We start from the raw sequence: 23,932 nt of genomic DNA on the forward strand, positions 1-23,932 counted from the left end.
TGCTTCACGCTGCAGATGCGTTGGCCGCGCTCGCTCACCCCAGTCACAGAGTAATCTCTGCTCCCGGGGATTCACTCGATTGCCGCCTTCCTGCAGCGCGAATCATTTAGTGGAATGAACATACGGGCTGCCTTCGGGCGGCCCGTTTGCTAATAAGGAAAAATTACAATGACAGAAGCCATGAAAATCACGCTCACTACGCAGCCTGCCGATGCGCGTTGGGGCGAAAAAGCCACATACAGCATTAATAACGATGGTATTGCTTTGCATCTTAACGGTAAAGACGACCTCGGTTTGATCCAGCGCGCAGCGCGGAAGATCGACGGCCTCGGTATCAAGCATGTACAGCTGGCAGGTGAGGGCTGGGATGCTGACCGCTGCTGGTCATTCTGGCAGGGCTACAAAGGGCCGAAAGGCAGCCGCAAAGTGGAATGGCCAAACCTGGACGATGCACAGCGCCAGGAACTGGATAACCGTCTGACCATCATTGACTGGGTGCGTGACACCATTAACGCACCGGCGGAAGAGTTGGGGCCAGAGCAACTGGCGCAGCGCGCCGTTGATCTCCTGTGCAGCGTGGCGTGCGATCACGTCTCCTACCGCATTACCAAAGGTGAGGATCTGCGCGAGCAGAACTACATGGGACTGCATACCGTTGGTCGCGGTTCTGAACGTCAGCCGGTACTGCTGGCGCTTGATTACAACCCGACAGGGGATAAAGAAGCCCCGGTTTATGCCTGCCTGGTCGGGAAAGGGATCACCTTCGATTCCGGCGGCTACAGCATCAAGCAGAGCGCCTTTATGGACTCCATGAAGTCTGATATGGGTGGTGCCGCAACGGTAACCGGCGCGCTGGCGTTTGCTATCACGCGCGGTCTGAACAAACGCGTGAAGCTGTACCTGTGCTGTGCGGACAACCTGATCAGCGGTAATGCCTTCAAGTTGGGCGATATCATCCATTATCGCAACGGTAAAAGCGTGGAAGTGATGAATACCGATGCTGAAGGGCGTCTGGTGCTGGCGGACGGTTTGATCGACGCCAGTGCGCAGAAACCGGAACTGATCATCGATGCCGCAACCCTGACCGGTGCCGCGAAAACCGCACTGGGTAACGACTATCATGCGCTGTTCAGCTTTGATGACCCACTGGCGAATCGTCTGCTGGCAAGCGCTGCCGAAGAGAACGAGGCGTTCTGGCGTCTGCCGCTGGCGGAATTCCATCGCAACCAGTTGCCGTCTAATTTCGCCGAGCTGAACAATACCGGCAGCGCAGCGTATCCGGCGGGGGCGAGTACGGCCGCAGGATTCCTGTCGCACTTTGTGGAAAACTACCAGCAGGGCTGGCTGCATATCGACTGCTCTGCAACCTATCGCAAAGCGCCGGTTGAGCAGTGGTCTGCCGGGGCGACAGGTCTGGGCGTGCGTACCATCGCCAACTTGTTGACTGCCTGAAAGGTGTTTTTGTAGGCCGGGTAAGCGAAGCGCCACCCGGCATTTTGCCTGATGGCGACGCTGTGCGTCTTATCAGGCCTACAATTCATATAGATAATTTGTGACCCCTATGTCTGAAACCAAAAACGAATTAGAAACCTTACTGGAACAAGCCGCGACTGAACCTGCGCATCGTCCGGCATTTTTCCGCACCCTGCTGGAATCCACCGTTTGGGTGCCAGGCACTGCGGCAGAAGGCGAGGCGATTGTCGAAGACAGCGCGCTCGATCTTCAGCACTGGGAAAAAGAAGATGGCACCACCGTTATTCCCTTTTTCACCTCTCTGGAAGCGTTGCAGCAGGCAGTAGAAGATGAGCAGGCGTTTGTGGTGATGCCGGTACGCACGCTGTTTGAAATGACGCTCGGCGAAACGCTGTTCCTTAACGCTAAATTGCCGACAGGCAAAGAGTTCATGCCGCGCGAAATCAGCCTGCTGATGGGGGAAGAGGGCAATCCGCTGAGTACGCAGGAAGTGCTGGAAGGCGGGGAATCCCTGATCCTCTCCGAAGTGGCCGAACCGCCCGCGCAGATGATTGACTCGCTCACTACGTTGTTCAAAACCATCAAACCGGTGAAGCGCGCCTTTCTCTGCTCGATTAAAGAGCGTGCGGACGCTGAGGCCAACCTGCTGATTGGTATCGAAGCCGATGGCGATATTGAAGAAATTATTCATGCTGCAGGCAGTGTGGCGACAGATACATTACCGGGCGATGAACCGATTGATATCTGCCAGGTAGTAAAAGGGGAGAAGGGGATCAGCCACTTTATCACCGAACATATCGCACCGTTCTACGAACGCCGTTGGGGTGGGTTCCTGCGCGATTTTAAACAGAATCGGATAATTTAAGTGAAGGAAAGCCGCCCCGAAAGGCGGCATCCTCGCTTACCTGCCCTGGCCGTTGGTCTTTACGAAAACAGAATTACCGAAGTAACTCTGGTCTGCGTGAAGGCACAACACGCCAGAAACAAGAAGCACGATACAGACGTACCGTATCTTCATTGTGCGGTCCATGCGAAGACCGCTTCACGACAGCACCACTGGCGATAATGCCGTGACAGCAAGTGCTGGGGGCACTTACATTTACGGCCATGGGACATCCTTTCCTGAAGCCAGTGCCCGTTTGCGAAGCGGCGGAAAGGGCCGGGAAGAATAATACATCAACTTAATAATAGTTTCTCGGCTAACTAACTTGACATTTTCTCCCTTTAACGAGAGTATTTGTGCGCTGGGGTGTACTTACATTGCTGTGGCAACACAGCCAGCTGGAAAGGCCGCGAACCGGACCAGCACAAAAAAACCGCTCAAACGTTAGAGCGGTTTTTTTGTGGGCGAGACAGACTAATAAATCAGAATTTATTTAGTTTCCGCCGGGTTCAACCGGTAAATCCGCACGGGCTCCCCATTCGCTCCATGCGCCGTCATACAGCGCGACGTCTGGCACGTCCAGCGTCGTCAGCGCCAGTACAACAACCGCAGCTGTCACGCCGGAACCACAGCTGGCAATGATCGGTCTGTCAAAACTGACCCCGTGGCGAAAGAAGATGGCATCCAGTTCGTCGGTTGTTTTCAGTTCACCGTCCTGAACCAGTTCTGTCCACGGCACGTTTAAGGCACCAGGCACATGACCGCGTCTGAGACCCGGACGCGGCTCGTCGGCTTCGGCATTAAACCGTGCAGCCGGGCGGGCATCGACAATCTGTGCGCTTTTTTCGTGGCTGGCGAGCAACACGTCGGTGACGCGTACTACGGCTTCAGGAGTAAACGCCGCATCAAAGTCGCCTTCCGGCAGTTCGACGTTGCCTTCCTGTAGCGGCAATTCATCACGTTGCCAGCCGGCCAGGCCCCCTCCCAGAATGGATACATTCTCCACGCCAAAGGTTCGCAGCATCCACCACGCGCGCGGGGCGGAGAACAGATTTCCCTCATCATAAACAATCAGATGTTTATCCTGATCTACCCCCAGTTCACGCATCGCAACGGCGAAGCTTTCCGGGCGTGGCATCATATGCGGCAGCGGTGAGGTGTGGTCGGAGAGCGCTTCGATATCAAAAAACACCGCGCCCGGGATGTGTCCCGCGCGATACTCTTGCGCAACGTCGCGGTCTTCCTGTCCTGGCGGCGCCATACGGGCGTCGATAATTTGAATCTGCGGATCGTCAATATGCTCGGCAAGCCAGTCGGCGGCGACAAAAAAGGCAGTAGTCATGGGTATCTCCATGTTTATCAGGTGTCCGGCAAATTGTCGGGCCTTTGCCAACAGGGGACAAGTAAAAGAGGCCGATTTGTCTGGTGATCCCACACTTCTTAATTAAATTCAGACTGGCCTGGCTGGATAGAGACTTACACAAAGTGAAATCTCACGCATAATAACGGTTCTACGTTGCTAACGGGCCATGCTGGCCAGGGATTAAACATGAAACACATACGCGTAGTCGCCTGCATGTTAATGCTGGCGCTGGCAGGGTGCGACAACAACGATAAAGCAGCAACGGTGGCGAAAAACGACGCCCCCGCCGCGCAACCCGCTGCGGAAAAGAAAGCGGACAAAGATACCGCGCAGTTGCAGAAACTGGCCCAACAGAGTGAAGGCAAAGCGCTGACGCTGCTGGATGCCTCCGAAGTGCAACTGGACGGTGCATCCACCCTGGTGCTGGCCTTCTCCATCCCGTTAGATCCTGAACAGGATTTTGCCCGTGTTGTCCACGTGGTGGATAAAAAAAGCGGCAAAGTCGATGGCGCATGGGAGCTGTCGCCGAATCTGAAAGAGTTGCGCTTACGTCACCTGGAACCCAATCGCGAACTGATTGTGACCATTGAGCGCGATCTCAGAGCGCTGAATAAAGCGATTTTCGAAATCAACTATGAGAAAAGCCTGACCACGCGTGATATCCAGCCCAGCGTGGGCTTTGCCAGCCGCGGTTCGCTGCTGCCGGGTAAAGTGGTGGAAGGTTTACCTGTGATGGCGCTTAACGTGAACAACGTAGACGTTAACTTTTTCCGCGTGAAGCAGGAATCGCTGGCGGCCTTTGTCAGCCAGTGGGAGTACCGAAATTCTCTGTCCAACTGGGAATCTGACAATCTGCTGAAAATGGCGGATCTGGTCTATACCGGTCGTTTCGATCTCAATCCCGCGCGTAACACCCGCGAAAAACTCCTTCTACCACTGAGCGAGATTAAACCGCTGCAGCAGGCCGGTGTCTATGTTGCGGTGATGACCAAAGCTGGGCAGTACGAGTACAGCAACGCTGCAACGTTATTCACGCTCAGCGATATCGGCGTGTCAGCGCATCGCTACCAGAGTCGGCTCGATGTGTTTACGCAAAGCCTGGAGAATGGTACCGCACAGCAGGGCGTGGAGGTTGCCTTGCTGGATGAGAAAGGGCAGACCCTGGCGAAGGCAACCAGCGATGCGAAAGGCCATGTCCAGCTCGAAAATAACCCAAACGCCGCGCTGCTGCTGGCGCGTAAAGAGGGGCAAACCACGCTGCTGGATCTGAAACTCCCGGCGCTGGATTTAGCGGAATTCGATATCGCCGGGGATCCCGGTTACCGCAAGCAGTTTTTTATGTTTGGCCCGCGCGATCTGTATCGTCCCGGCGAGACGGTGATCCTCAATGGTCTGCTGCGCGACAGTGACGGCAAGACGCTGCCCGATCAGCCGGTGAAGCTGGAAGTGGTTAAGCCGGATGGTCAGGTCATCCGTACCGTGGTCAGCCAGCCGGATAACGGGTTGTATCGCTTCACGTATCCGCTGGACAGCGGTGCGCCGACCGGAATGTGGCACATTCGCGCCAACACGGGTGACAACCAGACCCGGATGTGGGATTTCCACGTTGAAGATTTCATGCCGGAGCGGATGGCGCTGAATCTCGCCGGTCAAAAAACGCCTTTGTCGCCGTCTGACGAGGTGAAGTTCTCGGCGGTCGGCTACTACCTTTACGGTGCCCCGGCGAACGGCAATGCGTTGCAGGGACAATTGTATCTGCGTCCGCTGCGTGATGCGGTACCGTCATTGCCAGGCTTCCAGTTTGGCAATATTGCCGAGGAGAACCTGTCGCGCAGTCTTGATGAAGTACAACTGGCGCTGGATGAAACCGGGCGTGGCGACATCAGCACCCGCAGCGAATGGCGTGAGACCCACTCGCCGTTGAAGGTGATTTTGCAGGCCAGCCTGCTGGAGTCCGGTGGTCGTCCCGTTACGCGTCGCGCTGAGCAGGCTATCTGGCCAGCAGACACGTTACCGGGTATCCGTCCGCAATTTGCGGTGAAAGCGGTGTATGACTACCGCACCGATACCACGGTGAATCAGCCGATTGTCGACGAAGACAGCAATGCCGCCTTTGACATTGTCTATGTCGATGCCCAGGGCGAGAAGAAAGCGGTCTCCGGATTACAGGTGCGTTTGATTCGTGAGCGTCGCGACTACTACTGGGACTGGCTGGAAAGCGAAGGCTGGCAGTCGCGCTTTGATCAAAAAGATCTGGTGGAAGGTGAACAGACGCTGGATCTGAAAGCGGATGAAACCGGCAAAGTGACATTCCCGGTGGAATGGGGTGCTTACCGACTGGAAGTTAAAGCGCCAAACAATGCGGTCAGTAGCGTCCGTTTCTGGGCGGGCTATAGCTGGCAGGATAACAGCGATGGCAGCGGCGCGGCGCGGCCGGATCGCGTCACGCTGAAACTGGACAAACCGGCCTATCGTCCGGGCGATACCATGAAATTGCATATCGCGGCACCGGCGGCGGGGAAAGGCTATGCGATGGTGGAATCCAGCGAAGGTCCGCTGTGGTGGCAGGAAATTGATGTTCCGGCCCAGGGGCTGGATCTCTCCATTCCGGTCGATAAATCCTGGAATCGCCACGATCTGTATCTGAGCACGCTGGTGGTGCGTCCGGGCGATAAATCCCGCTCTGCAACGCCGAAACGTGCCGTGGGGCTGCTGCATCTACCGCTGGGGGACGAAAACCGTCGTCTGGATCTGGCGCTCGAAGCCCCGGCTAAAATGCGTCCGAACCAGCCGTTGACCGTGAAGATCAAGGCCAGCAGTAAAAATGGCGAGACGCCAAAACAGGTAAATGTGCTGGTGTCGGCGGTGGACAGCGGCGTGTTGAACATTACTGATTACGTCACGCCGGATCCGTGGCAGGCGTTCTTCGGGCAAAAACGCTACGGCGCGGATATTTATGACATCTATGGTCAGGTGATTGAGGGCCAGGGGCGGCAGGCAGCACTGCGCTTTGGTGGTGATGGCGATGAACTGAAGCGCGGCGGCAAACCGCCGGTCAATCATGTGACTATTGTGGCGCAGCAGGCGCAACCGGTCATGCTGAATGAACAGGGTGAAGGCAGCGTGACGCTACCGATTGGCGATTTCAACGGCGAGCTGCGCGTGATGGCGCAGGCGTGGACGGCGGATGACTTTGGCAGCAATGAAAGCAAGACCATCGTCGCCGCCCCGATCATTGCTGAGCTGAATATGCCGCGCTTTATGGCCGGCGGTGATACTTCGCGACTGGTACTGGACGTGACCAACCTGACCGATCAACCGCAATCACTGAACGTGGCGCTGACCGCCAGCGGACTGATCGAACGGGTCAGCGACCAGCCTGCGCAGGTTAGTCTGGCGCCGGGCGTGCGTACAACGTTGTTTGTTCCTGTTCGTGCGAAAGAGGGATTTGGCGATGGCGAGTTGCAGGCGACGATAAGCGGACTGAACGTGCCGGGAGAAAGCATCGGACCGCAACAGAAGCAGTGGAAGATTGGCGTACGTCCGGCATTCCCGGCGCAAACGGTCAATAACGGCGTGATGCTGCAACCGGGTGAAAACTGGACACCTCCCGCGGAGGCGTTAGCGAATTTCTCTCCGGTTACCGTACAGGGTCAGTTGTTGTTCAGCGGTAAACCGCCGTTGAATCTGGCGCGCTACATCCGTGAGCTGAAGGCATATCCTTACGGCTGTCTGGAACAAACCACCAGCGGTCTGTTCCCGTCGCTTTATACCAATGCTGCGCAGCTAAAAGCGCTGGGCATTACGGGTGATACCGACGAGAAGCGTCGTGCGGCAATCGAAACCGGGATTTCCCGTCTGCTGCAAATGCAGCGTGACAACGGCGGATTCGCGCTGTGGGATAAAAATGGTCCGGAAGAGTACTGGCTGACAGCCTATGCGATGGATTTCCTGGTGCGGGCGGGTGAGCAGGGTTATAGCGTTCCGACAGAGGGGATCAATCAGGGTAATGCGCGTCTACTGCGTTATCTGCAGGATCCGGGGATGATGTCGATTCGCTACACCAGCGACACGCAGGCGAGCAAATTTGCCGTGCAGGCCTATGCTGCACTGGTACTGGCGCGTCAGCAGAAAGCCCCGCTTGGCGCACTGCGCGAGATCTGGGAGCGTCGCAGTCAGGCTGCTTCCGGCTTACCGCTGCTGCAACTTGGCATGGCGTTGAAAACCATGGGTGACGCGAAGCGGAGTGACGACGCGGTGACGCTGGCACTGTCTACCCCACGTCACGATGAACGTCAGTGGCTGGCCGATTACGGCAGTCCGCTTCGTGATAACGCGATGATGCTGGCGCTGCTGGAAGAGAATAACCTGAAGCCGGATGTCCAGAACACGTTGCTGAATACGCTCTCTGAACAGGCGTTTGGTCAGCGCTGGCTGTCAACACAGGAGAATAACGCGCTGTTCCTGGCCGCCCGTTCGCTGCAGGATTTACCCGGTACCTGGCAGGCGCAGACCTCGTTCGCTGAGCAATCGCTGACGGGCGATAAAGCGCAAACCCGTAATCTGGATGCCGATCAACTCGCGGCGCTGCAGGTGACGAATAACGGTTCTCTGCCGATGTGGTTGCGTCTGGACGTGAGCGGTTATCCACAAACGATTCCGGCACCTGTCAGCAATGTGTTGCAGATTGAGCGTCATATTCTGGGAAGCGATGGGCAGAGCAAATCGCTGGAATCACTGCGCAGCGGTGAGCTGGTGTTGGTCTGGCTGGAAGTGAAAGCCAGCCAGGACGTGCCGGATGCGCTGGTGGTAGATCTGCTGCCTGCCGGACTGGAACTGGAAAACCAGAATCTGGCCAACGGCAGCGCCAGTTTGCAGGACAGCGACAGTGAGGTACAGAATCTGCTAAATCAGATGCAGCAGGCAGATATTCAGCACGTGGAGTTTCGCGATGACCGCTTTGTCGCCGCCGTGGCGGTGAATCAGGGGCAGCCAGTAACGCTGGTCTATCTGGCGCGAGCCGTGACGCCGGGAACCTATCAGGTGCCGATGCCCATGGTGGAATCAATGTATGTTCCGCAATGGCGGGCAACCGGCGCGGCTGAGGAAATGCTGATTGTTAAGCCGTAAATGGGGCAATTAACCGGTAAACGCGGCGGCTGGCTTGGTCTGGTTGCCGCATCTGTTTTACTTGTTTGCGCCGTCTGGGCGGCCGATAAAATCTGGCCGCTGCCTTTGCGTGAGGTCAATCCTGCGCGGGTGGTGGTGGCGCATGACGGGACGCCGCTGTGGCGGTTTGCAGACGCGGACGGTATCTGGCGCTATCCGGTGACGGTCGAAGAGGTCTCCCCGCGCTATCTTGAGGCGCTGATCAACTATGAAGACCGTTGGTTCTGGCAACATCCGGGAGTAAACCCTCTCTCCATCCTTCGCGCCGCCTGGCAGGATCTCTCCTCCGGGCGGGTGATTTCCGGTGGCAGCACGCTAACCATGCAGGTGGCGCGTCTGCTGGATCCACATCCCCGCACGTTCGGCGGTAAGTTTCGCCAGCTCTGGCGCGCCCTGCAGCTTGAATGGCACCTCTCAAAACGCGACATCCTGACGTTGTACCTCAACCGCGCGCCGTTTGGCGGCACGTTGCAGGGGATTGGCGCGGCCAGTTGGGCTTATCTCGGTAAACCTCCGGCGCAACTCAGTTACTCTGAAGCCGCTTTACTGGCGGTATTACCGCAGGCGCCGAGCCGACTGCGTCCCGATCGCTGGCCGGATCGGGCAGAAGCGGCGCGTAACAAAGTGCTCGCGCGCATGGCGGCGCAGGGGATCTGGTCGCAGCGCCAGGTTAAGGAGTCACGTGAAGAGCCTGTATGGCTGACGCCTCGCCAGATGCCGCAGTTGGCACCGCTTTTTTCGCGGATGATGCTGGGCAAAAATCAAGGCGACAAAATTGTCACTACCCTGGATGCCGGGCTGCAGCGACAACTGGAAGAGCTGGCGCAAAACTGGAAAGGCAGGCTGCCTGCGCGCAGTTCGCTGGCGATGATCGTCGTCGATCACACCGACATGAGCGTGCGTGGCTGGGTCGGATCGGTCGATCTGAACGATGACACGCGCTTCGGTCATGTGGATATGGTAAAGGCGATTCGATCGCCTGGCTCAGTGCTGAAGCCTTTTGTTTATGGACTGGCGCTGGATGACGGATTAATCCATCCGGCGTCTTTATTGCAGGATGTGCCGCGTCGTAGCGGGGACTATCGCCCAGGTAATTTTGACAGCGGTTTTCATGGCCCCGTCAGTATGAGCGAAGCGCTGGTGCGCTCGCTGAATTTGCCAGCGGTACAGGTGCTGGAAGCCTACGGTCCAAAGCGCTTTGCCGCACAATTACGTAATATCGGGTTGCCGCTGTTCCTGCCCGCAGGCGCGGCTCCCAATCTGTCGCTTATTCTGGGAGGGGCAGGCGCACGGCTGGAGGATATGGTCGCGGGGTACAGCGCTTTTACCCGCCACGGCAAAGCGGGAATCCTGCGTCTGCAACCGGGCGATCCGCTTGTCGAACGCACGCTAATGTCACCGGGCGCGGCGTGGATCATCCGACGAATTTTAGCCGATGAAGCGCAACCGCTGCCGGACAGCGCGCTTCCCCGGGTAGTGCCGCTGGCATGGAAAACCGGCACCAGCTACGGCTATCGTGATGCGTGGGCGATTGGCCTCAATGCCCGTTATATCATCGGTATCTGGACGGGCAGACCGGACGGCACGCCCGTTGCCGGACAGTTCGGTTATGCCAGCGCTATCCCGCTGCTCAATCAGGTGAACAACCTGCTCTTAGCCCGCAATACCTCGCTGCCGGAAGACTCGCGACCGCAGTCGGTTACGCGTGGCGTCGTGTGCTGGCCAGGCGGACAGTCTCTTCCTCCGGGTGACAGCAATTGCCGGCGTCGTCTGGCCACCTGGCTGCTGGAGGACGCACAACCGCCCACGCTACTGCTGCCGGAACAGGAGGGGGTGAGCGGTATTCGTTTCCCTGTCTGGCTGGATAAGGCTGGTCGACGCGTTGCTGCCGATTGCCCGCAGGCGCGAGAGCAGATGCTGATTGTCTGGCCGTTGCCGCTGGAACCGTGGTTGCCCGCCGCAGAACGTCGCAGTGCGCGCTTGCCGTTGGCCTCAACGGAATGTCCGCCACACGGGCAGGATCCTGCGTTGCCGCTGTTGCTGTCAGGCGTACGTGATGGCGCTATCGTCAAACGTTTACCGGGGGCCGCTGAGGCAAGCTTAACGATTCAGAGCAGCGGCGGGGCAGGCGAGCGCTGGTGGTTCCTCAATGGTGAACCGCTGCAAGAACGTAGGCGCAGTATCACGTTGCGTCTGAGCGAAAAAGGGGACTATCAGCTACTGGCGATGGAGGCGAGCGGACAGGTTGCGACGGTGAGATTTACCCTGCAGTAGACCAGATTGACACTTTTTGTTGCTAATGCTCATCTTATTTTAAAAAAATGTTACCTTCGTCCATATGCAATAGCCGGGATGCTCTTTATAATCCGCGCCAGGTAAAACACAACAGAACATCTTTCAGAGGTAATCATGGCTATTGAACGTACTTTTTCCATCATCAAGCCAAACGCGGTGGCAAAAAACGTTATTGGTAATATCTTTGCGCGCTTTGAAGCAGCAGGGTTTAAAATTGTCGGCACCAAAATGCTGCACCTGAGCGTTGAGCAGGCGCGCGGCTTCTATGCTGAGCATGACGGCAAGCCGTTCTTCGACGGCCTGGTTGAGTTCATGACCTCGGGTCCTATCGTGGTGTCCGTGCTGGAAAGCGAAAACGCGGTACAGCGTCACCGCGATCTGCTGGGCGCAACCAACCCGGCTAACGCCCTGGCGGGTACGCTGCGTGCTGACTACGCTGACAGCTTCACCGAAAACGGTACTCACGGTTCTGATTCCGTGGAATCCGCCCAGCGTGAAATCGCCTACTTCTTTGGCGAAGGCGAAGTGTGCGCCCGCACGCGCTAATTCCCTTCATCCGGGAATTCGTCAGTGTGCCACCTTCCCGCGACGCGAAATATTCGGGAATAATTTTTCGATAAATGCCGCGTGCAAACGTGGCATCCTTGCGCCAGACTTTGTACAATGCAACGCCCCGGATGAGCCACTGCTTACCGGGGCGTTTCTTTTCAACCTCCCATGGGCCATAACGTGTAACAACGAGGCCGGAAAAAATTATGTCTGAATTAGTTAACACTTCCGAAATTATCACGCCTGCGGTTCCTGCGAAAAATGGCAAAATCAACCTGTTGGATCTGAACCGTCAGCAGATGCGCGAATTCTTTAAAGAGATGGGCGAGAAGCCGTTTCGCGCCGACCAGGTGATGAAATGGATGTACCACTATTGCAGCGACAACTTTGATGATATGACCGACATCAACAAAGTGCTGCGTAACAAGCTCAAAGAGGTGGCGGAAATCCGCGCACCGGAAGTGGTTGAAGAACAGCGCTCCTCGGATGGCACCATCAAATGGGCGATTGCCGTGGGCGATCAGCGCGTTGAAACGGTGTATATCCCGGAAGATGACCGTGCCACGCTGTGCGTCTCTTCGCAGGTAGGATGTGCGCTGGAGTGTAAATTCTGTTCAACCGCACAGCAGGGGTTTAACCGTAACCTGCGCGTTTCTGAAATTATCGGTCAGGTCTGGCGTGCGGCGAAAATTGTCGGCGCGGCGAAAATCACCGGTCAGCGTCCGATCACCAACGTGGTGATGATGGGGATGGGTGAACCGCTGCTTAACCTGACTAACGTCGTGCCGGCCATGGAAATCATGCTTGATGATTTCGGCTTCGGTCTGTCCAAGCGTCGCGTTACGCTGTCGACCTCCGGCGTGGTGCCTGCGCTCGACAAATTAGGTGACATGATTGACGTCGCACTGGCTATCTCACTGCATGCGCCAAATGACGAAATTCGTGACGAAATTGTGCCCATCAACAAAAAGTACAATATCGAAACCTTCCTGGGCGCGGTTCGCCGCTATCTGGAGAAATCCAATGCCAACCAGGGACGTGTCACGATTGAATACGTCATGCTTGATCACGTTAACGACGGCACAGAACATGCGCATCAGTTGGCGGAGTTGTTGAAGGATACGCCTTGTAAGATAAACCTCATCCCATGGAACCCGTTCCCGGGAGCGCCATATGGACGTAGCTCTAATAGCCGCATTGACCGTTTCTCTAAAGTGTTGATGAGCTACGGTTTTACCACTATTGTGCGTAAAACGCGGGGTGATGACATCGACGCCGCCTGTGGGCAACTGGCGGGGGATGTGATCGACCGTACTAAACGTACGCTGCGTAAGCGTATGCAGGGTGAGGCTATCGACGTTAAAACTGTCTGATGCAGAACGTGCTACAGCCTGATTTTTGTGCTGTGGCACAGTGTAATTTGCATGAGGGTCAGAGTCGTACTTGTCCGGTCAATAATAACGGTGCGTTTTTGTCGACTTTAGGGCAGTATGTACGGCGCGACAATAGTTTAGCCCTCAGGCTTAAGCTGTTTTTGTTAAGAGTCAGCAGACGGGTTTATACTGTTTGACTCAGGTTGACTGACCAGATTCTCGCGGCGTGGGTGGGCATTATGACTCGCCGGCGCCTGAACCTTAATTTTCACCAGCAGCTGTAGCGAATGAATACTGAAGCCACTCACGACCAACATGAAGCACAATCCACCGGCGTTCGTCTACGCAATGCCCGTGAACAACTCGGACTCAGCCAGCAGGCTGTCGCTGAGCGACTTTGCCTGAAGGTATCCACCGTACGCGACATTGAAGACGATAAGGCTCCTGCCGATTTGGCTTCAACGTTCCTGCGTGGGTACATCCGCTCTTATGCGCGTCTGGTCCATATTCCTGAAGAAGAACTTCTACCGGCTCTGGAGAAGCAGGCGCCGGTTCGAACAGCGAAAGTTGCACCGATGCAGAGCTTCTCGTTAGGCAAACGCCGTAAAAAGCGCGATGGCTGGTTGATGACGTTTACCTGGCTGGTGCTGTTTGTGGTGGTCGGTCTGACGGGCGCATGGTGGTGGCAAAACCACAAAGCGCAGCAGGAAGAGATCTCCACAATGGCCGATCAATCCTCTGCTGAGCTGAACGCCAACAGCGAAAACACGCAAAGCGTGCCGCTGGATACCAGCGCAACGGCAAGCCAGGACAACACGCCGGCGTCCACCGGTCTGGCGGAGACGGCACAAACGCCTGCGCCGACGACGGCACCGGCGATTGATCCGCAGCAGAACGCCGTGGTCGCCCCATCTCAGGCCAACGTTGACACCGCAACAGCCGCCCCTGCTACACCGGCAACGCCAGACGGCGCGGCCCCGTTGCCAACCAATCAGGCGGGCGTGGAAGCGGCTGCCGATCCGAACGCACTGGTAATGAATTTTACCGCCGACTGCTGGCTGGAAGTGAGCGATGCAACGGGCAAAAAGCTGTTTAGCGGAATGCAGCGCAAAGATGGTAATTTAAACCTGACCGGTCAGGCGCCTTATAAGCTTAAAATTGGCGCGCCGGCTGCGGTGCAGATCCAGTATCAAGGAAAACCTGTCGATCTGAGCCGTTTTATCAGAACTAACCAGGTTGCGCGTCTGACCCTAAATGCCGAACAATCACCGGCGCAGTAATAGACGGGTAACGCGGGAGATTTTTCATGCATAACCAGGCTCCAATTCAACGTAGAAAATCAACGCGTATTTACGTTGGGAATGTGCCGATTGGCGATGGTGCTCCCATCGCCGTACAGTCGATGACCAACACGCGGACCACGGATGTGGAAGCAACGGTTAATCAGATCAAAGCGCTGGAACGTGTGGGCGCTGATATTGTTCGTGTCTCCGTCCCCACGATGGATGCCGCAGAAGCCTTCAAACTGATCAAGCAACAGGTTTCGGTTCCGCTGGTCGCCGACATTCACTTCGACTACCGTATTGCGCTTAAAGTGGCGGAGTACGGCGTTGATTGCCTGCGTATTAACCCTGGCAATATCGGTAACGAAGAGCGTATCCGCATGGTAGTGGATTGCGCCCGTGACAAAAACATCCCGATTCGCATCGGTGTTAACGCCGGATCGCTGGAAAAAGATCTACAGGAAAAGTACGGTGAACCGACGCCGCAGGCTTTGCTGGAATCGGCAATGCGCCATGTGGATCATCTCGATCGTCTGAACTTTGATCAGTTCAAGGTCAGTGTAAAAGCATCTGATGTTTTCCTCGCCGTTGAATCCTATCGCCTGCTGGCAAAGCAAATCGATCAACCGCTGCATTTAGGGATCACCGAAGCCGGTGGTGCGCGTAGCGGTGCGGTGAAATCGGCGATCGGTCTTGGCCTGCTGTTGTCTGAAGGGATTGGCGATACATTGCGAGTTTCGCTGGCAGCCGATCCGGTGGAAGAGATCAAAGTTGGCTTCGATATCCTGAAGTCTCTGCGCATCCGCGCTCGCGGGATCAACTTCATCGCCTGTCCGACCTGTTCGCGCCAGGAGTTTGACGTGATTGGTACGGTTAACGCGCTGGAGCAGCGTCTGGAAGACATCATTACGCCAATGGATGTCTCCATCATCGGCTGCGTGGTTAACGGGCCGGGTGAAGCGCTGGTGTCCACGCTGGGTGTGACCGGCGGCAACAAGAAAAGTGGTCTCTATGAAGATGGCGTTCGCAAAGATCGTCTGGATAATAGCGATATGATTGACCAGCTTGAAGCCCGCATTCGTGCCAAAGCGACGATGCTCGACGAAGCACAGCGTATTAACGTGCAGCAGGTTGAAAAATAATAACGTGATGGGAAGCGGCGTGCTTCCCGTGTATGATTGAACCCGCATGGCTCCCGTATCGCTCGGGGAAGCGCTGAGGGTTCATTTTTATATTCAGAAAGAGAATAAACGTGGCAAAAAACATTCAAGCCATTCGCGGCATGAACGATTATCTGCCTGGCGAAACCGCCATCTGGCAGCGCATTGAAGGCACACTCAAAAACGTGCTCGGCAGCTACGGTTACAGTGAAATCCGCTTGCCGATTGTAGAGCAGACCCCGTTATTCAAACGCGCGATCGGCGAAGTGACCGACGTGGTTGAAAAAGAGATGTATACCTTTGAGGACCGCAATGGCGATAGCCTGACGCTGCGTCCGGAAGGGACGGCGGGCTGTGTACGCGCCGGCATCGAACATGGTCTTCTGTACAATCAGGAACAGCGTCTGTGGTACATCGGGCCGATGTTCCGCCACGAGCGTCCGCAGAAAGGGCGCTATCGTCAGTTCCATCAGTTGGGCGCCGAAGTTTTTGGTCTGCAAGGACCGGACATTGATGCCGAACTGATCATGTTAACCGCGCGCTGGTGGCGTGAACTGGGTATCGCTGAGCATGTCAATCTGGAACTGAACTCCATTGGTTCTCAGGACGCACGTGCAAACTATCGCGATGCGCTGGTGGCGTTCCTGGAACAGCACATTGAGAAACTGGACGAAGATTGCAAACGTCGCATGTACTCCAATCCACTGCGCGTCCTGGATTCAAAAAATCCGGACGTTCAGGCGCTGCTCAACGATGCTCCTCAGCTTGGCGACTATCTGGATGACGATTCCCGCGAGCACTTTGCGGGTCTGTGCAAACTACTGGAAGCCGCAGGCATTGCCTACACCGTCAACCAGCGTCTGGTGCGCGGCCTTGACTACTACAACCGCACCGTATTCGAGTGGGTCACCAACAGTCTGGGGTCTCAAGGTACGGTCTGTGCGGGCGGTCGTTATGACGGACTGGTAGAGCAACTCGGTGGTCGCGCGACCCCGGGGGTAGGCTTTGCAATGGGTCTGGAGCGACTTGTTTTACTGGTTCAGGCAGTTAATCCGGAATTTAAAGCCGATTCTGTTGTCGATATATACCTGGTCGCTTCAGGCGCGGATACGCAGTCTGCGGCAATGACACTGGCTGAGCGCGTGCGTGATGAAATCCCGGGCGTGAAGCTGATGACAAACCACGGCGGCGGCAACTTTAAGAAACAGTTTGCCCGAGCTGACAAATGGGGCGCCCGCGTTGCTCTGGTGCTTGGCGAGTCCGAAATGGCTGCCGGCACCGTTGTAGTGAAGGATTTGCGCTCCGGTGAGCAAACTGAGGTGGCACAGGACAGCGTTGCCGCCCATTTGCGCACGTTAATGGCTTAAGGAGAAGGACTGCGTGGAAATTTACGAGAACGAAAACGACCAGGTCGATGCGATTAAACGCTTCTTTGCCGAAAACGGCAAAGCCCTGGCTGTTGGGGTTATTTTAGGTGTTGGAGCGCTGGTTGGCTGGCGCTACTGGAACAGTCATCAGACTGAGTCCGCTCGCTCTACTTCTCTGTCATATCAAACTGTAGTGAGTTCGCTCAGTGCGGGTAAAGCAGAAGACCTGTCTGCAGCGGAGAAATTTGCCGCAGACAATAAGAACGCTTACGGCGCGTTAGCGTCGATGGAACTGGCGCAGCAGTTTGTCGATCAGAATCAACTTGAGAAAGCCGCAGCCCAGCTTCAGCAGGGACTGGCCGCCACGAGTGATGAGAATCTTAACGCGGTGATCACGCTGCGTCTTGCTCGCGTTCAGGTTCAACTCAAGCAGGCGGACACGGCGCTAAAAACCCTTGATAGCGTGAAGGGTGAAGGATGGGCAGCAATTGTTGCCGATCTGCGCGGCGAAGCGCTGCTGAGCAAAGGTGATAAACAAGGTGCGCGTAGTGCATGGGAAGCGGGCGTGAAAAGTAATGCCTCCCCGGCACTGAGCGAAATGATGCAGATGAAAATCAATAATTTGTCCATCTGAGAGGGACCCGATGCAATTGCGTAAATTACTTCTGCCAGGGCTGCTTTCCGTTACCCTGTTGAGCGGCTGTTCACTGTTTAGTGGCGAAGAAGACGTTGTAAAAATGTCCCCATTACCGGTGGTTGAAAATCAGTTTACCCCGTCTACGGTCTGGAGCACTTCTGTAGGCAACGGTATCGGTGATTTCTATTCCAACCTCCACCCGGCGTATGCCGATAACGTGGTCTACGCTGCCGATCGGGCTGGCGTGGTGAAAGCATTGAATGCTGATGACGGTAAAGAAGTTTGGTCGGTTAACCTGGGCGAGAAAGATGGCTGGTTCTCACGCTCGTCGGCGCAGTTGTCTGGCGGCGTAACGATTGCTGGCGGTCACGTTTATCTTGGCAGCGAAAAAGCGCAGGTTTACGCGCTGAACGCGGCGGACGGTACGGTTGCGTGGCAAACCAAAGTGGCGGGCGAAGCGCTCTCTCGTCCGGTAGTCAGCGACGGAATGGTGCTGATTCATACCAGCAACGGTCAGTTGCAGGCCCTGAATGAAGCCGACGGCGCCATTAAGTGGACCGTGAACCTGGATATGCCGTCTCTGTCGCTGCGTGGCGAATCTGCGCCGGCAACCGCCTTTGGTGCAGCCATCGTCGGTGGTGATAACGGTCGCGTAAGTGCCGTGCTGATGCAGCAAGGCCAGATGATTTGGCAGCAACGTATTTCTCAGGCTACCGGCTCTACCGAGATCGACCGTCTGAGCGATGTGGATACCACGCCGGTTATCGTCAATGGCGTCGTTTACGCCCTGGCTTATAATGGTAACCTGACCGCGCTGGATCTGCGCAGTGGCCAGATCATGTGGAAACGTGAACTGGGCTCGGTGAATGACTTTATCGTCGACGGCAACCGTATCTACCTGGTGGATCAGAATGACCGCGTACTGGCGCTGACTACCGATGGCGGCGTAACGCTGTGGACGCAGAGCGATCTGCTGCACCGTCTGCTGACTTCCCCGGCGTTGTATAATGGCAACCTGGTGGTAGGGGATAGCGAAGGTTACCTGCACTGGCTTAACGTCGAAGACGGCCGTTTTGTGGCTCAGCAGAAAGTAGACAGCTCTGGCTTCCTGACCGAACCGGTCTCTGCCGATGGCAAACTGCTGATCCAGGCCAAAGACGGTACCGTGTACTCTATTACACGTTAATCGTCCTGGTCGTACGCTTTAAAAAACGGCTCCTGGTGCAGGGGCCGTTTTCCTGTTTTTAACAACAGCGCAAAAATAGCGGCTGTTGTCTGATGATTTTTAAAATGAGGCTTTAAACATGGTACCTGTGGTCGCGCTTGTCGGGCGCCCTAACGTCGGAAAATCCACGTTATTTAACCGTCTAACTCGCACCCGAGATGCGCTGGTTGCGGATTTCCCGGGTCTGACTCGTGACCGTAAGTACGGTCGTGCGGAGATTGAAGGTCGTGAGTTTATCTGTATCGATACCGGCGGTATTGATGGCACTGAAGATGGCGTAGAAACGCGTATGGCGGAGCAGTCGCTGCTGGCGATTGAAGAGGCGGATGTGGTGCTGTTCATGGTTGATGCGCGTGCTGGCCTGATGCCAGCCGATGAAGCTATCGCCCAGCATTTACGCTCCCGTGAAAAACCGACGTTCCTGGTCGCCAACAAAACGGACGGACTCGATCCGGATCAGGCCATCGTTGATTTCTACTCGCTGGGTCTGGGTGAAATTCACCCGATCGCCGCGTCTCATGGTCGTGGCGTGCTCAGTTTGCTGGAACACGTTCTGCTGCCGTGGATGGACGATGCCGCGCCGCAGGAAGAGGTGGATGAAGACGCCGAATACTGGGCGCAGTTCGAAGCCGACGAGAACGGTGAAGAAGAGCCGGAAGATGACTTCAATCCGCAGGATCTGCCGATCAAACTGGCGATTGTCGGTCGTCCGAACGTCGGTAAGTCCACACTGACTAACCGCATTCTGGGTGAAGACCGCGTGGTGGTTTACGACATGCCAGGGACTACCCGTGACAGTATTTATATCCCGATGGAACGTGATGAGCGCGAGTATGTGCTGATCGATACCGCCGGGGTGCGTAAGCGTGGCAAGATCACCGATGCGGTGGAAAAGTTCTCGGTTATCAAAACATTGCAGGCAATTGAAGACGCTAACGTGGTGATGCTGGTGATTGATGCTCGTGAGGGTATTTCTGACCAGGATCTGTCTCTGCTGGGCTTCATCCTCAATAGTGGGCGCTCACTTGTTATCGTGGTGAATAAGTGGGACGGACTGACTCAGGAAGTGAAAGAGCAGGTGAAAGAGACGCTGGACTTCCGTCTGGGCTTTATCGACTTCGCGCGCGTGCACTTTATCTCTGCGCTGCACGGCAGCGGTGTCGGTAACCTGTTTGAATCCGTCCGTGAAGCGTATGACAGCTCCACCCGCCGCGTCAGTACGGCGATGCTGACCCGTATCATGACGATGGCGGCTGAAGATCACCAGCCACCGCTGGTCCGTGGCCGTCGCGTGAAGCTGAAATATGCCCATGCGGGGGGATATAACCCACCGATCGTGGTGATTCACGGTAACCAGGTCAAAGACCTGCCGGATTCCTATAAGCGCTACCTGATGAACTACTTCCGTAAATCGCTGGAAGTGATGGGGACGCCGATTCGCATTCAGTTTAAAGAGGGCGAGAACCCGTACGCCAATAAGCGCAATACGCTGACTCCAACCCAGATGCGTAAGCGTAAGCGTCTGATTAAGCACATCAAGAAAAGTAAGTAATAACTTACCTGCCAGGCAGGTAACCCCCAAAAAGCCCGCACCCGTCGGGCTTTTTGGTATCTTTCCGTCTACCGTTTATATTCTGGTAACGTTACTCAGGCGCACGGCAGTCCGTCTTTAAAGATCGCCTGATGACCGATAAAGCAAAACAAATCGAGAAAACCCGTAATCTACTGGCGCTTGCCGCACAGTCCTCTAATGATGGTGAGCCCGAAGATGACCTTTACCGGTTTCATGTCAGAAAAGGCATTGGGTCAGTATCTTCCGGACAGAGCCCCCAGTAATTGATGGCATCCTCAGAAGAGGAGAGTGAGGAGATAGTATGGAACTGATGTGTCCTGTTTGTCATAACCCGTTGGAGCGCAATGGTGAAACGGCCCATTGCGCGACCTGTCATACAGACTTTACCGTTGAAGCACGTTGTCCGGACTGCCACAAGCCGCTCCAGGTGTTGAAAGCCTGCGGTGCGGTGGATTATTTTTGCCAGAACGGCCACGGATTGATTTCAAAAAAACGCGTTGAGTTTACGTTGCATAACGCGTGAACGGATAGGGGCAGTCCCTGACAGGGGCTGGCCACTTACTTGCGGGCGCGCTTCTTCACCGGTTTGATATCGGTGACCTGGCTTTCCACCCAGCCGTCTTCCAGTCGGGTGGTCATCACATCACCCGCCTTCACCTGCTTCACTTTTTTCAGCACTTTGCCATCGGTGGCGGTAGAGACGCTATAACCACGCGCCAGAGTTGAGAGTGGGCTGACGGCTTCCAGATGCGTTACCGCGTTGCCAAAGCGTTCACGCGTGGCGCTCAGACGTGAGCGCACATTCTCCGCCAGACGATATTCCAGTTGCTGAATACGGGTTTGCGCCCGATGAATACGCGGCTGAGGACTTTGCTGGTTCAGGCGTTGTACCAGGCGAGACTGGCGCTGGCTGGTGCGCTTCACCTGGCTGTCGATGGCCACGTTCATACGCTGATGCAATCGTTCCAGCGCCGTCTGCTGACGGGCGAGACGCAACTGTGGATGCTGCTGTTGCAGGCGGTGATAAATCTGGGTGAATCGGCGACTGCGGTTTGCCAGAAAGTAGTCCATTGCCATGCCAAGGCGCTGTTGGGCGGACTGGATCTGGCGCAGCAACTCCTGCTGATTCCGGCTGACCATTTCAGCCGCGGCCGAAGGCGTTGGCGCACGCAGGTCGGCAATAAAATCGGCAATCGTCACGTCGGTTTCGTGGCCGACCGCGCTGACGACGGGGATCGCGCTGGCAAAAATAGCCCGGGCGACGCGCTCGTCGTTAAAGCTCCAGAGATCTTCCAGCGAACCGCCACCACGCCCGACAATCAGAACATCACATTCCTGGCGCGCATTCGCCAGTTCAATAGCACGGACAATCTGCCCCGGCGCGTCGTCGCCCTGGACGGCGGTCGGATAGATAATGACCGGCAAAGAGGGATCGCGGCGTTTCAGTACGTGGAGAATATCGTGCAGTGCAGCCCCGGTCTTCGAGGTGATCACGCCCACACAGTGGGCGGGAGAGGGGAGAGGCTGCTTGTGCTGTTGATCAAAAAGCCCTTCAGCCTGCAGCTTGGCTTTTAACTGTTCATACTTTTGCTGGAGCAGGCCTTCGCCGGCAGGCTGCATACTTTCGACGATAATCTGATAGTCGCCGCGCGGCTCGTACAGAGTGATATTGGCGCGAACCAGCACCTGCTGGCCATGCTGGGGGCGAAAGGTCACCCGACGATTGCTGTTGCGGAACATTGCACAGCGCACCTGCGCAGTGTCATCTTTGAGCGTGAAGTACCAGTGCCCCGATGACGGCTGCGAGAAATTGGAAATCTCACCGCTGATCCAGACCTGCCCCATCTCTTGTTCAAGCAGCAGACGAACCGTCTGATTCAGGCGGCTAACAGTAAAGATTGCGGAGGTCTGAGAGGATAACATGTGAGCGGGATCAAATTCTAAATCAGCAGGTTATTCAATCGATAGTAACCCGCCTGAGCAGGAGCGCAAGCATTATTTGCAAAAAAGTGTGGATGCAACCGATTACGCTCTGTATAATGCCACGGCAATATTTATCCACCCCCAGGTTAGAGATATTGCCCATGCTACGTATTGCTAAAGAAGCTTTGACGTTTGACGACGTCCTCCTCGTTCCCGCTCACTCCACCGTTCTGCCGAATACTGCCGACCTCAGCACGCAGTTGACGAAAACCATTCGTCTGAACATTCCTATGCTTTCCGCAGCAATGGACACCGTGACTGAAGCGCGCCTCGCAATTGCGCTGGCACAGGAAGGCGGCATCGGTTTTATCCATAAAAACATGTCGATTGAGCGTCAGGCGGAAGAAGTTCGCCGCGTGAAAAAACATGAATCTGGCGTGGTAACCGACCCGCAAACCGTTTTGCCAACCACGACCCTGCGTGAAGTGAAAGAACTGACCGAACGCAATGGTTTTGCGGGTTACCCGGTGGTGACACAAGACAATGAACTGGTCGGGATCATCACCGGTCGTGACGTGCGTTTTGTGACCGATCTGAGCCAACCGGTCAGCGTTTACATGACGCCGAAAGAGCGTCTGGTCACCGTTCGCGAAGGCGAAGCGCGCGATGTCGTGTTGTCTAAAATGCACGAGAAACGCGTTGAGAAAGCGCTGGTTGTCGATGACAGCTTCCACCTGCTCGGCATGATCACCGTGAAAGACTTCCAGAAAGCCGAACGTAAACCGAACTCCTGTAAAGATGAGCATGGTCGTCTGCGCGTTGGCGCTGCGGTTGGCGCTGGCGCGGGTAACGAAGAGCGTGTTGATGCGCTGGTAGCTGCCGGTGTTGACGTGCTGCTGATCGACTCTTCTCATGGGCACTCAGAAGGCGTGTTACAGCGCATTCGTGAAACGCGTGCTAAATACCCGGATCTGCAAATTATTGGCGGCAACGTGGCGACCGGCGCGGGCGCACGTGCTCTGGCGGAAGCCGGCGTGAGCGCGGTGAAAGTGGGTATCGGCCCTGGCTCCATCTGTACGACCCGTATCGTGACCGGCGTGGGCGTTCCGCAGATCACCGCGGTGTCTGATGCCGTTGAAGCGCTGGAAGGCATGGGTATTCCGGTGATCGCTGACGGCGGTATCCGTTTCTCTGGTGATATCGCCAAAGCCATCGCCGCGGGCGCAAGCGCGGTAATGGTTGGCTCCATGCTGGCAGGTACCGAAGAATCCCCAGGTGAAATCGAACTCTACCAGGGCCGTTCTTACAAATCCTACCGCGGCATGGGCTCTCTGGGCGCAATGTCCAAAGGCTCTTCTGACCGTTACTTCCAGAGCGATAACGCTGCTGACAAACTGGTGCCGGAAGGTATCGAAGGTCGTGTTGCCTATAAAGGCCGCCTGAAAGAGATCATTCACCAGCAGATGGGCGGCCTGCGCTCCTGTATGGGGCTGACCGGCTGTGGTACTATCGACGAATTGCGTACTAAAGCGGAATTCGTACGTATCAGTGGTGCGGGTATTCAGGAAAGCCACGTTCACGACGTGACCATCACCAAAGAGTCCCCGAACTACCGTATGGGCTCCTGATTTTCTTCGCCCGACCTTGTGTCGGGCGATT

The 23,932-nt window shown here is 56.0% G+C and carries 18 protein-coding genes; 15 read left to right on the forward strand and 3 right to left on the reverse strand.

Going from position 1 to position 23,932, the window contains the following annotated elements; genetic code table 11:
* Positions 1–168: 168 nt before the first annotated feature.
* Positions 169–1,452, forward strand: coding sequence for an aminopeptidase PepB (gene pepB / locus ACERJC_RS19015; protein WP_152402941.1), 1,284 nt, complete (start codon positions 169–171; stop codon positions 1,450–1,452).
* 109 nt (positions 1,453–1,561) lie between these two features.
* A complete protein-coding gene (sseB, locus tag ACERJC_RS19020) occupies positions 1,562–2,338 on the forward strand; it encodes an enhanced serine sensitivity protein SseB (RefSeq protein WP_152402943.1) in 777 nt (258 codons plus the stop codon).
* Between the two features lie 36 nt (positions 2,339–2,374).
* Here sseB and timP read toward each other — a convergent pair whose 3' ends face one another.
* Together timP and sseA are read right to left on the reverse strand one after the other, a co-directional pair.
* Positions 2,375–2,503, reverse strand: coding sequence for a small toxic inner membrane protein TimP (gene timP, locus ACERJC_RS19025; RefSeq protein WP_353655488.1), 129 nt, complete (start codon positions 2,501–2,503; stop codon positions 2,375–2,377).
* A gap of 346 nt (positions 2,504–2,849) precedes the next feature.
* The gene (gene sseA, locus ACERJC_RS19030; protein WP_152402946.1) at positions 2,850–3,698 is read right to left on the reverse strand and encodes a 3-mercaptopyruvate sulfurtransferase; all 849 of its coding nucleotides are present in this window, start codon (positions 3,696–3,698) and stop codon (positions 2,850–2,852) included.
* A gap of 207 nt (positions 3,699–3,905) precedes the next feature.
* On the opposite strand from sseA, the gene ACERJC_RS19035 reads away from it, so the two are divergent.
* The 12 genes from ACERJC_RS19035 (at position 3,906) to ACERJC_RS19090 (ending at position 20,873) form a co-directional block, all read left to right on the forward strand.
* Positions 3,906–8,849: an alpha-2-macroglobulin family protein gene (locus ACERJC_RS19035; protein WP_373672257.1), complete on the forward strand. Its 4,944-nt coding sequence runs from the start codon at positions 3,906–3,908 to the stop codon at positions 8,847–8,849.
* Positions 8,850–11,162, forward strand: a complete 2,313-nt coding sequence (gene pbpC / locus ACERJC_RS19040; protein ID WP_373672258.1) for a peptidoglycan glycosyltransferase PbpC — start codon at positions 8,850–8,852, stop codon at positions 11,160–11,162.
* A gap of 135 nt (positions 11,163–11,297) precedes the next feature.
* On the forward strand, positions 11,298–11,729 hold the full coding sequence (ndk, locus tag ACERJC_RS19045) for a nucleoside-diphosphate kinase (protein ID WP_046485030.1): 432 nt from the start codon (positions 11,298–11,300) through the stop codon (positions 11,727–11,729).
* Between the two features lie 209 nt (positions 11,730–11,938).
* Complete coding sequence (gene rlmN, locus ACERJC_RS19050) at positions 11,939–13,105, forward strand: dual-specificity RNA methyltransferase RlmN (protein WP_152402952.1); 1,167 nt, start codon at positions 11,939–11,941, stop codon at positions 13,103–13,105.
* 287 nt (positions 13,106–13,392) lie between these two features.
* The gene (gene rodZ / locus ACERJC_RS19055) at positions 13,393–14,385 is read left to right on the forward strand and encodes a cytoskeleton protein RodZ (RefSeq protein WP_286632759.1); all 993 of its coding nucleotides are present in this window, start codon (positions 13,393–13,395) and stop codon (positions 14,383–14,385) included.
* A 26-nt stretch (positions 14,386–14,411) separates the two neighbouring features.
* A complete protein-coding gene (gene ispG / locus ACERJC_RS19060; protein WP_042999832.1) occupies positions 14,412–15,530 on the forward strand; it encodes a flavodoxin-dependent (E)-4-hydroxy-3-methylbut-2-enyl-diphosphate synthase in 1,119 nt (372 codons plus the stop codon).
* 110 nt (positions 15,531–15,640) lie between these two features.
* Positions 15,641–16,915: a histidine--tRNA ligase gene (gene hisS / locus ACERJC_RS19065; RefSeq protein ID WP_152402956.1), complete on the forward strand. Its 1,275-nt coding sequence runs from the start codon at positions 15,641–15,643 to the stop codon at positions 16,913–16,915.
* A gap of 13 nt (positions 16,916–16,928) precedes the next feature.
* Positions 16,929–17,549 (forward strand): YfgM family protein, encoded by a 621-nt coding sequence (locus tag ACERJC_RS19070; RefSeq protein ID WP_152402959.1) that lies wholly within the window; start codon positions 16,929–16,931, stop codon positions 17,547–17,549.
* Between the two features lie 10 nt (positions 17,550–17,559).
* Entirely contained in the window at positions 17,560–18,738 is a 1,179-nt protein-coding gene (bamB, locus tag ACERJC_RS19075) for an outer membrane protein assembly factor BamB (protein WP_152402961.1), read from the forward strand.
* Between the two features lie 118 nt (positions 18,739–18,856).
* Entirely contained in the window at positions 18,857–20,329 is a 1,473-nt protein-coding gene (der, locus tag ACERJC_RS19080; protein ID WP_046485008.1) for a ribosome biogenesis GTPase Der, read from the forward strand.
* Between the two features lie 131 nt (positions 20,330–20,460).
* Positions 20,461–20,613, forward strand: coding sequence for a hypothetical protein (locus ACERJC_RS19085; protein WP_373672259.1), 153 nt, complete (start codon positions 20,461–20,463; stop codon positions 20,611–20,613).
* 38 nt (positions 20,614–20,651) lie between these two features.
* Entirely contained in the window at positions 20,652–20,873 is a 222-nt protein-coding gene (locus tag ACERJC_RS19090) for a zinc ribbon domain-containing protein (protein WP_373672260.1), read from the forward strand.
* Between the two features lie 35 nt (positions 20,874–20,908).
* Here ACERJC_RS19090 and xseA read toward each other — a convergent pair whose 3' ends face one another.
* A complete protein-coding gene (gene xseA, locus ACERJC_RS19095; protein ID WP_373672261.1) occupies positions 20,909–22,273 on the reverse strand; it encodes an exodeoxyribonuclease VII large subunit in 1,365 nt (454 codons plus the stop codon).
* A gap of 161 nt (positions 22,274–22,434) precedes the next feature.
* Between xseA and guaB the strand changes: the two genes are divergently transcribed.
* Positions 22,435–23,901 carry an IMP dehydrogenase gene (gene guaB, locus ACERJC_RS19100; protein WP_046485000.1) on the forward strand — a complete coding sequence of 489 codons (1,467 nt, stop codon included), beginning with the start codon at positions 22,435–22,437 and terminating at the stop codon, positions 23,899–23,901.
* Positions 23,902–23,932 lie beyond the last annotated feature (31 nt).

The sequence above is a fragment of the Citrobacter telavivensis genome, from assembly GCF_041807075.1.
Taxonomy (GTDB): domain Bacteria; phylum Pseudomonadota; class Gammaproteobacteria; order Enterobacterales; family Enterobacteriaceae; genus Citrobacter_A; species Citrobacter_A telavivensis.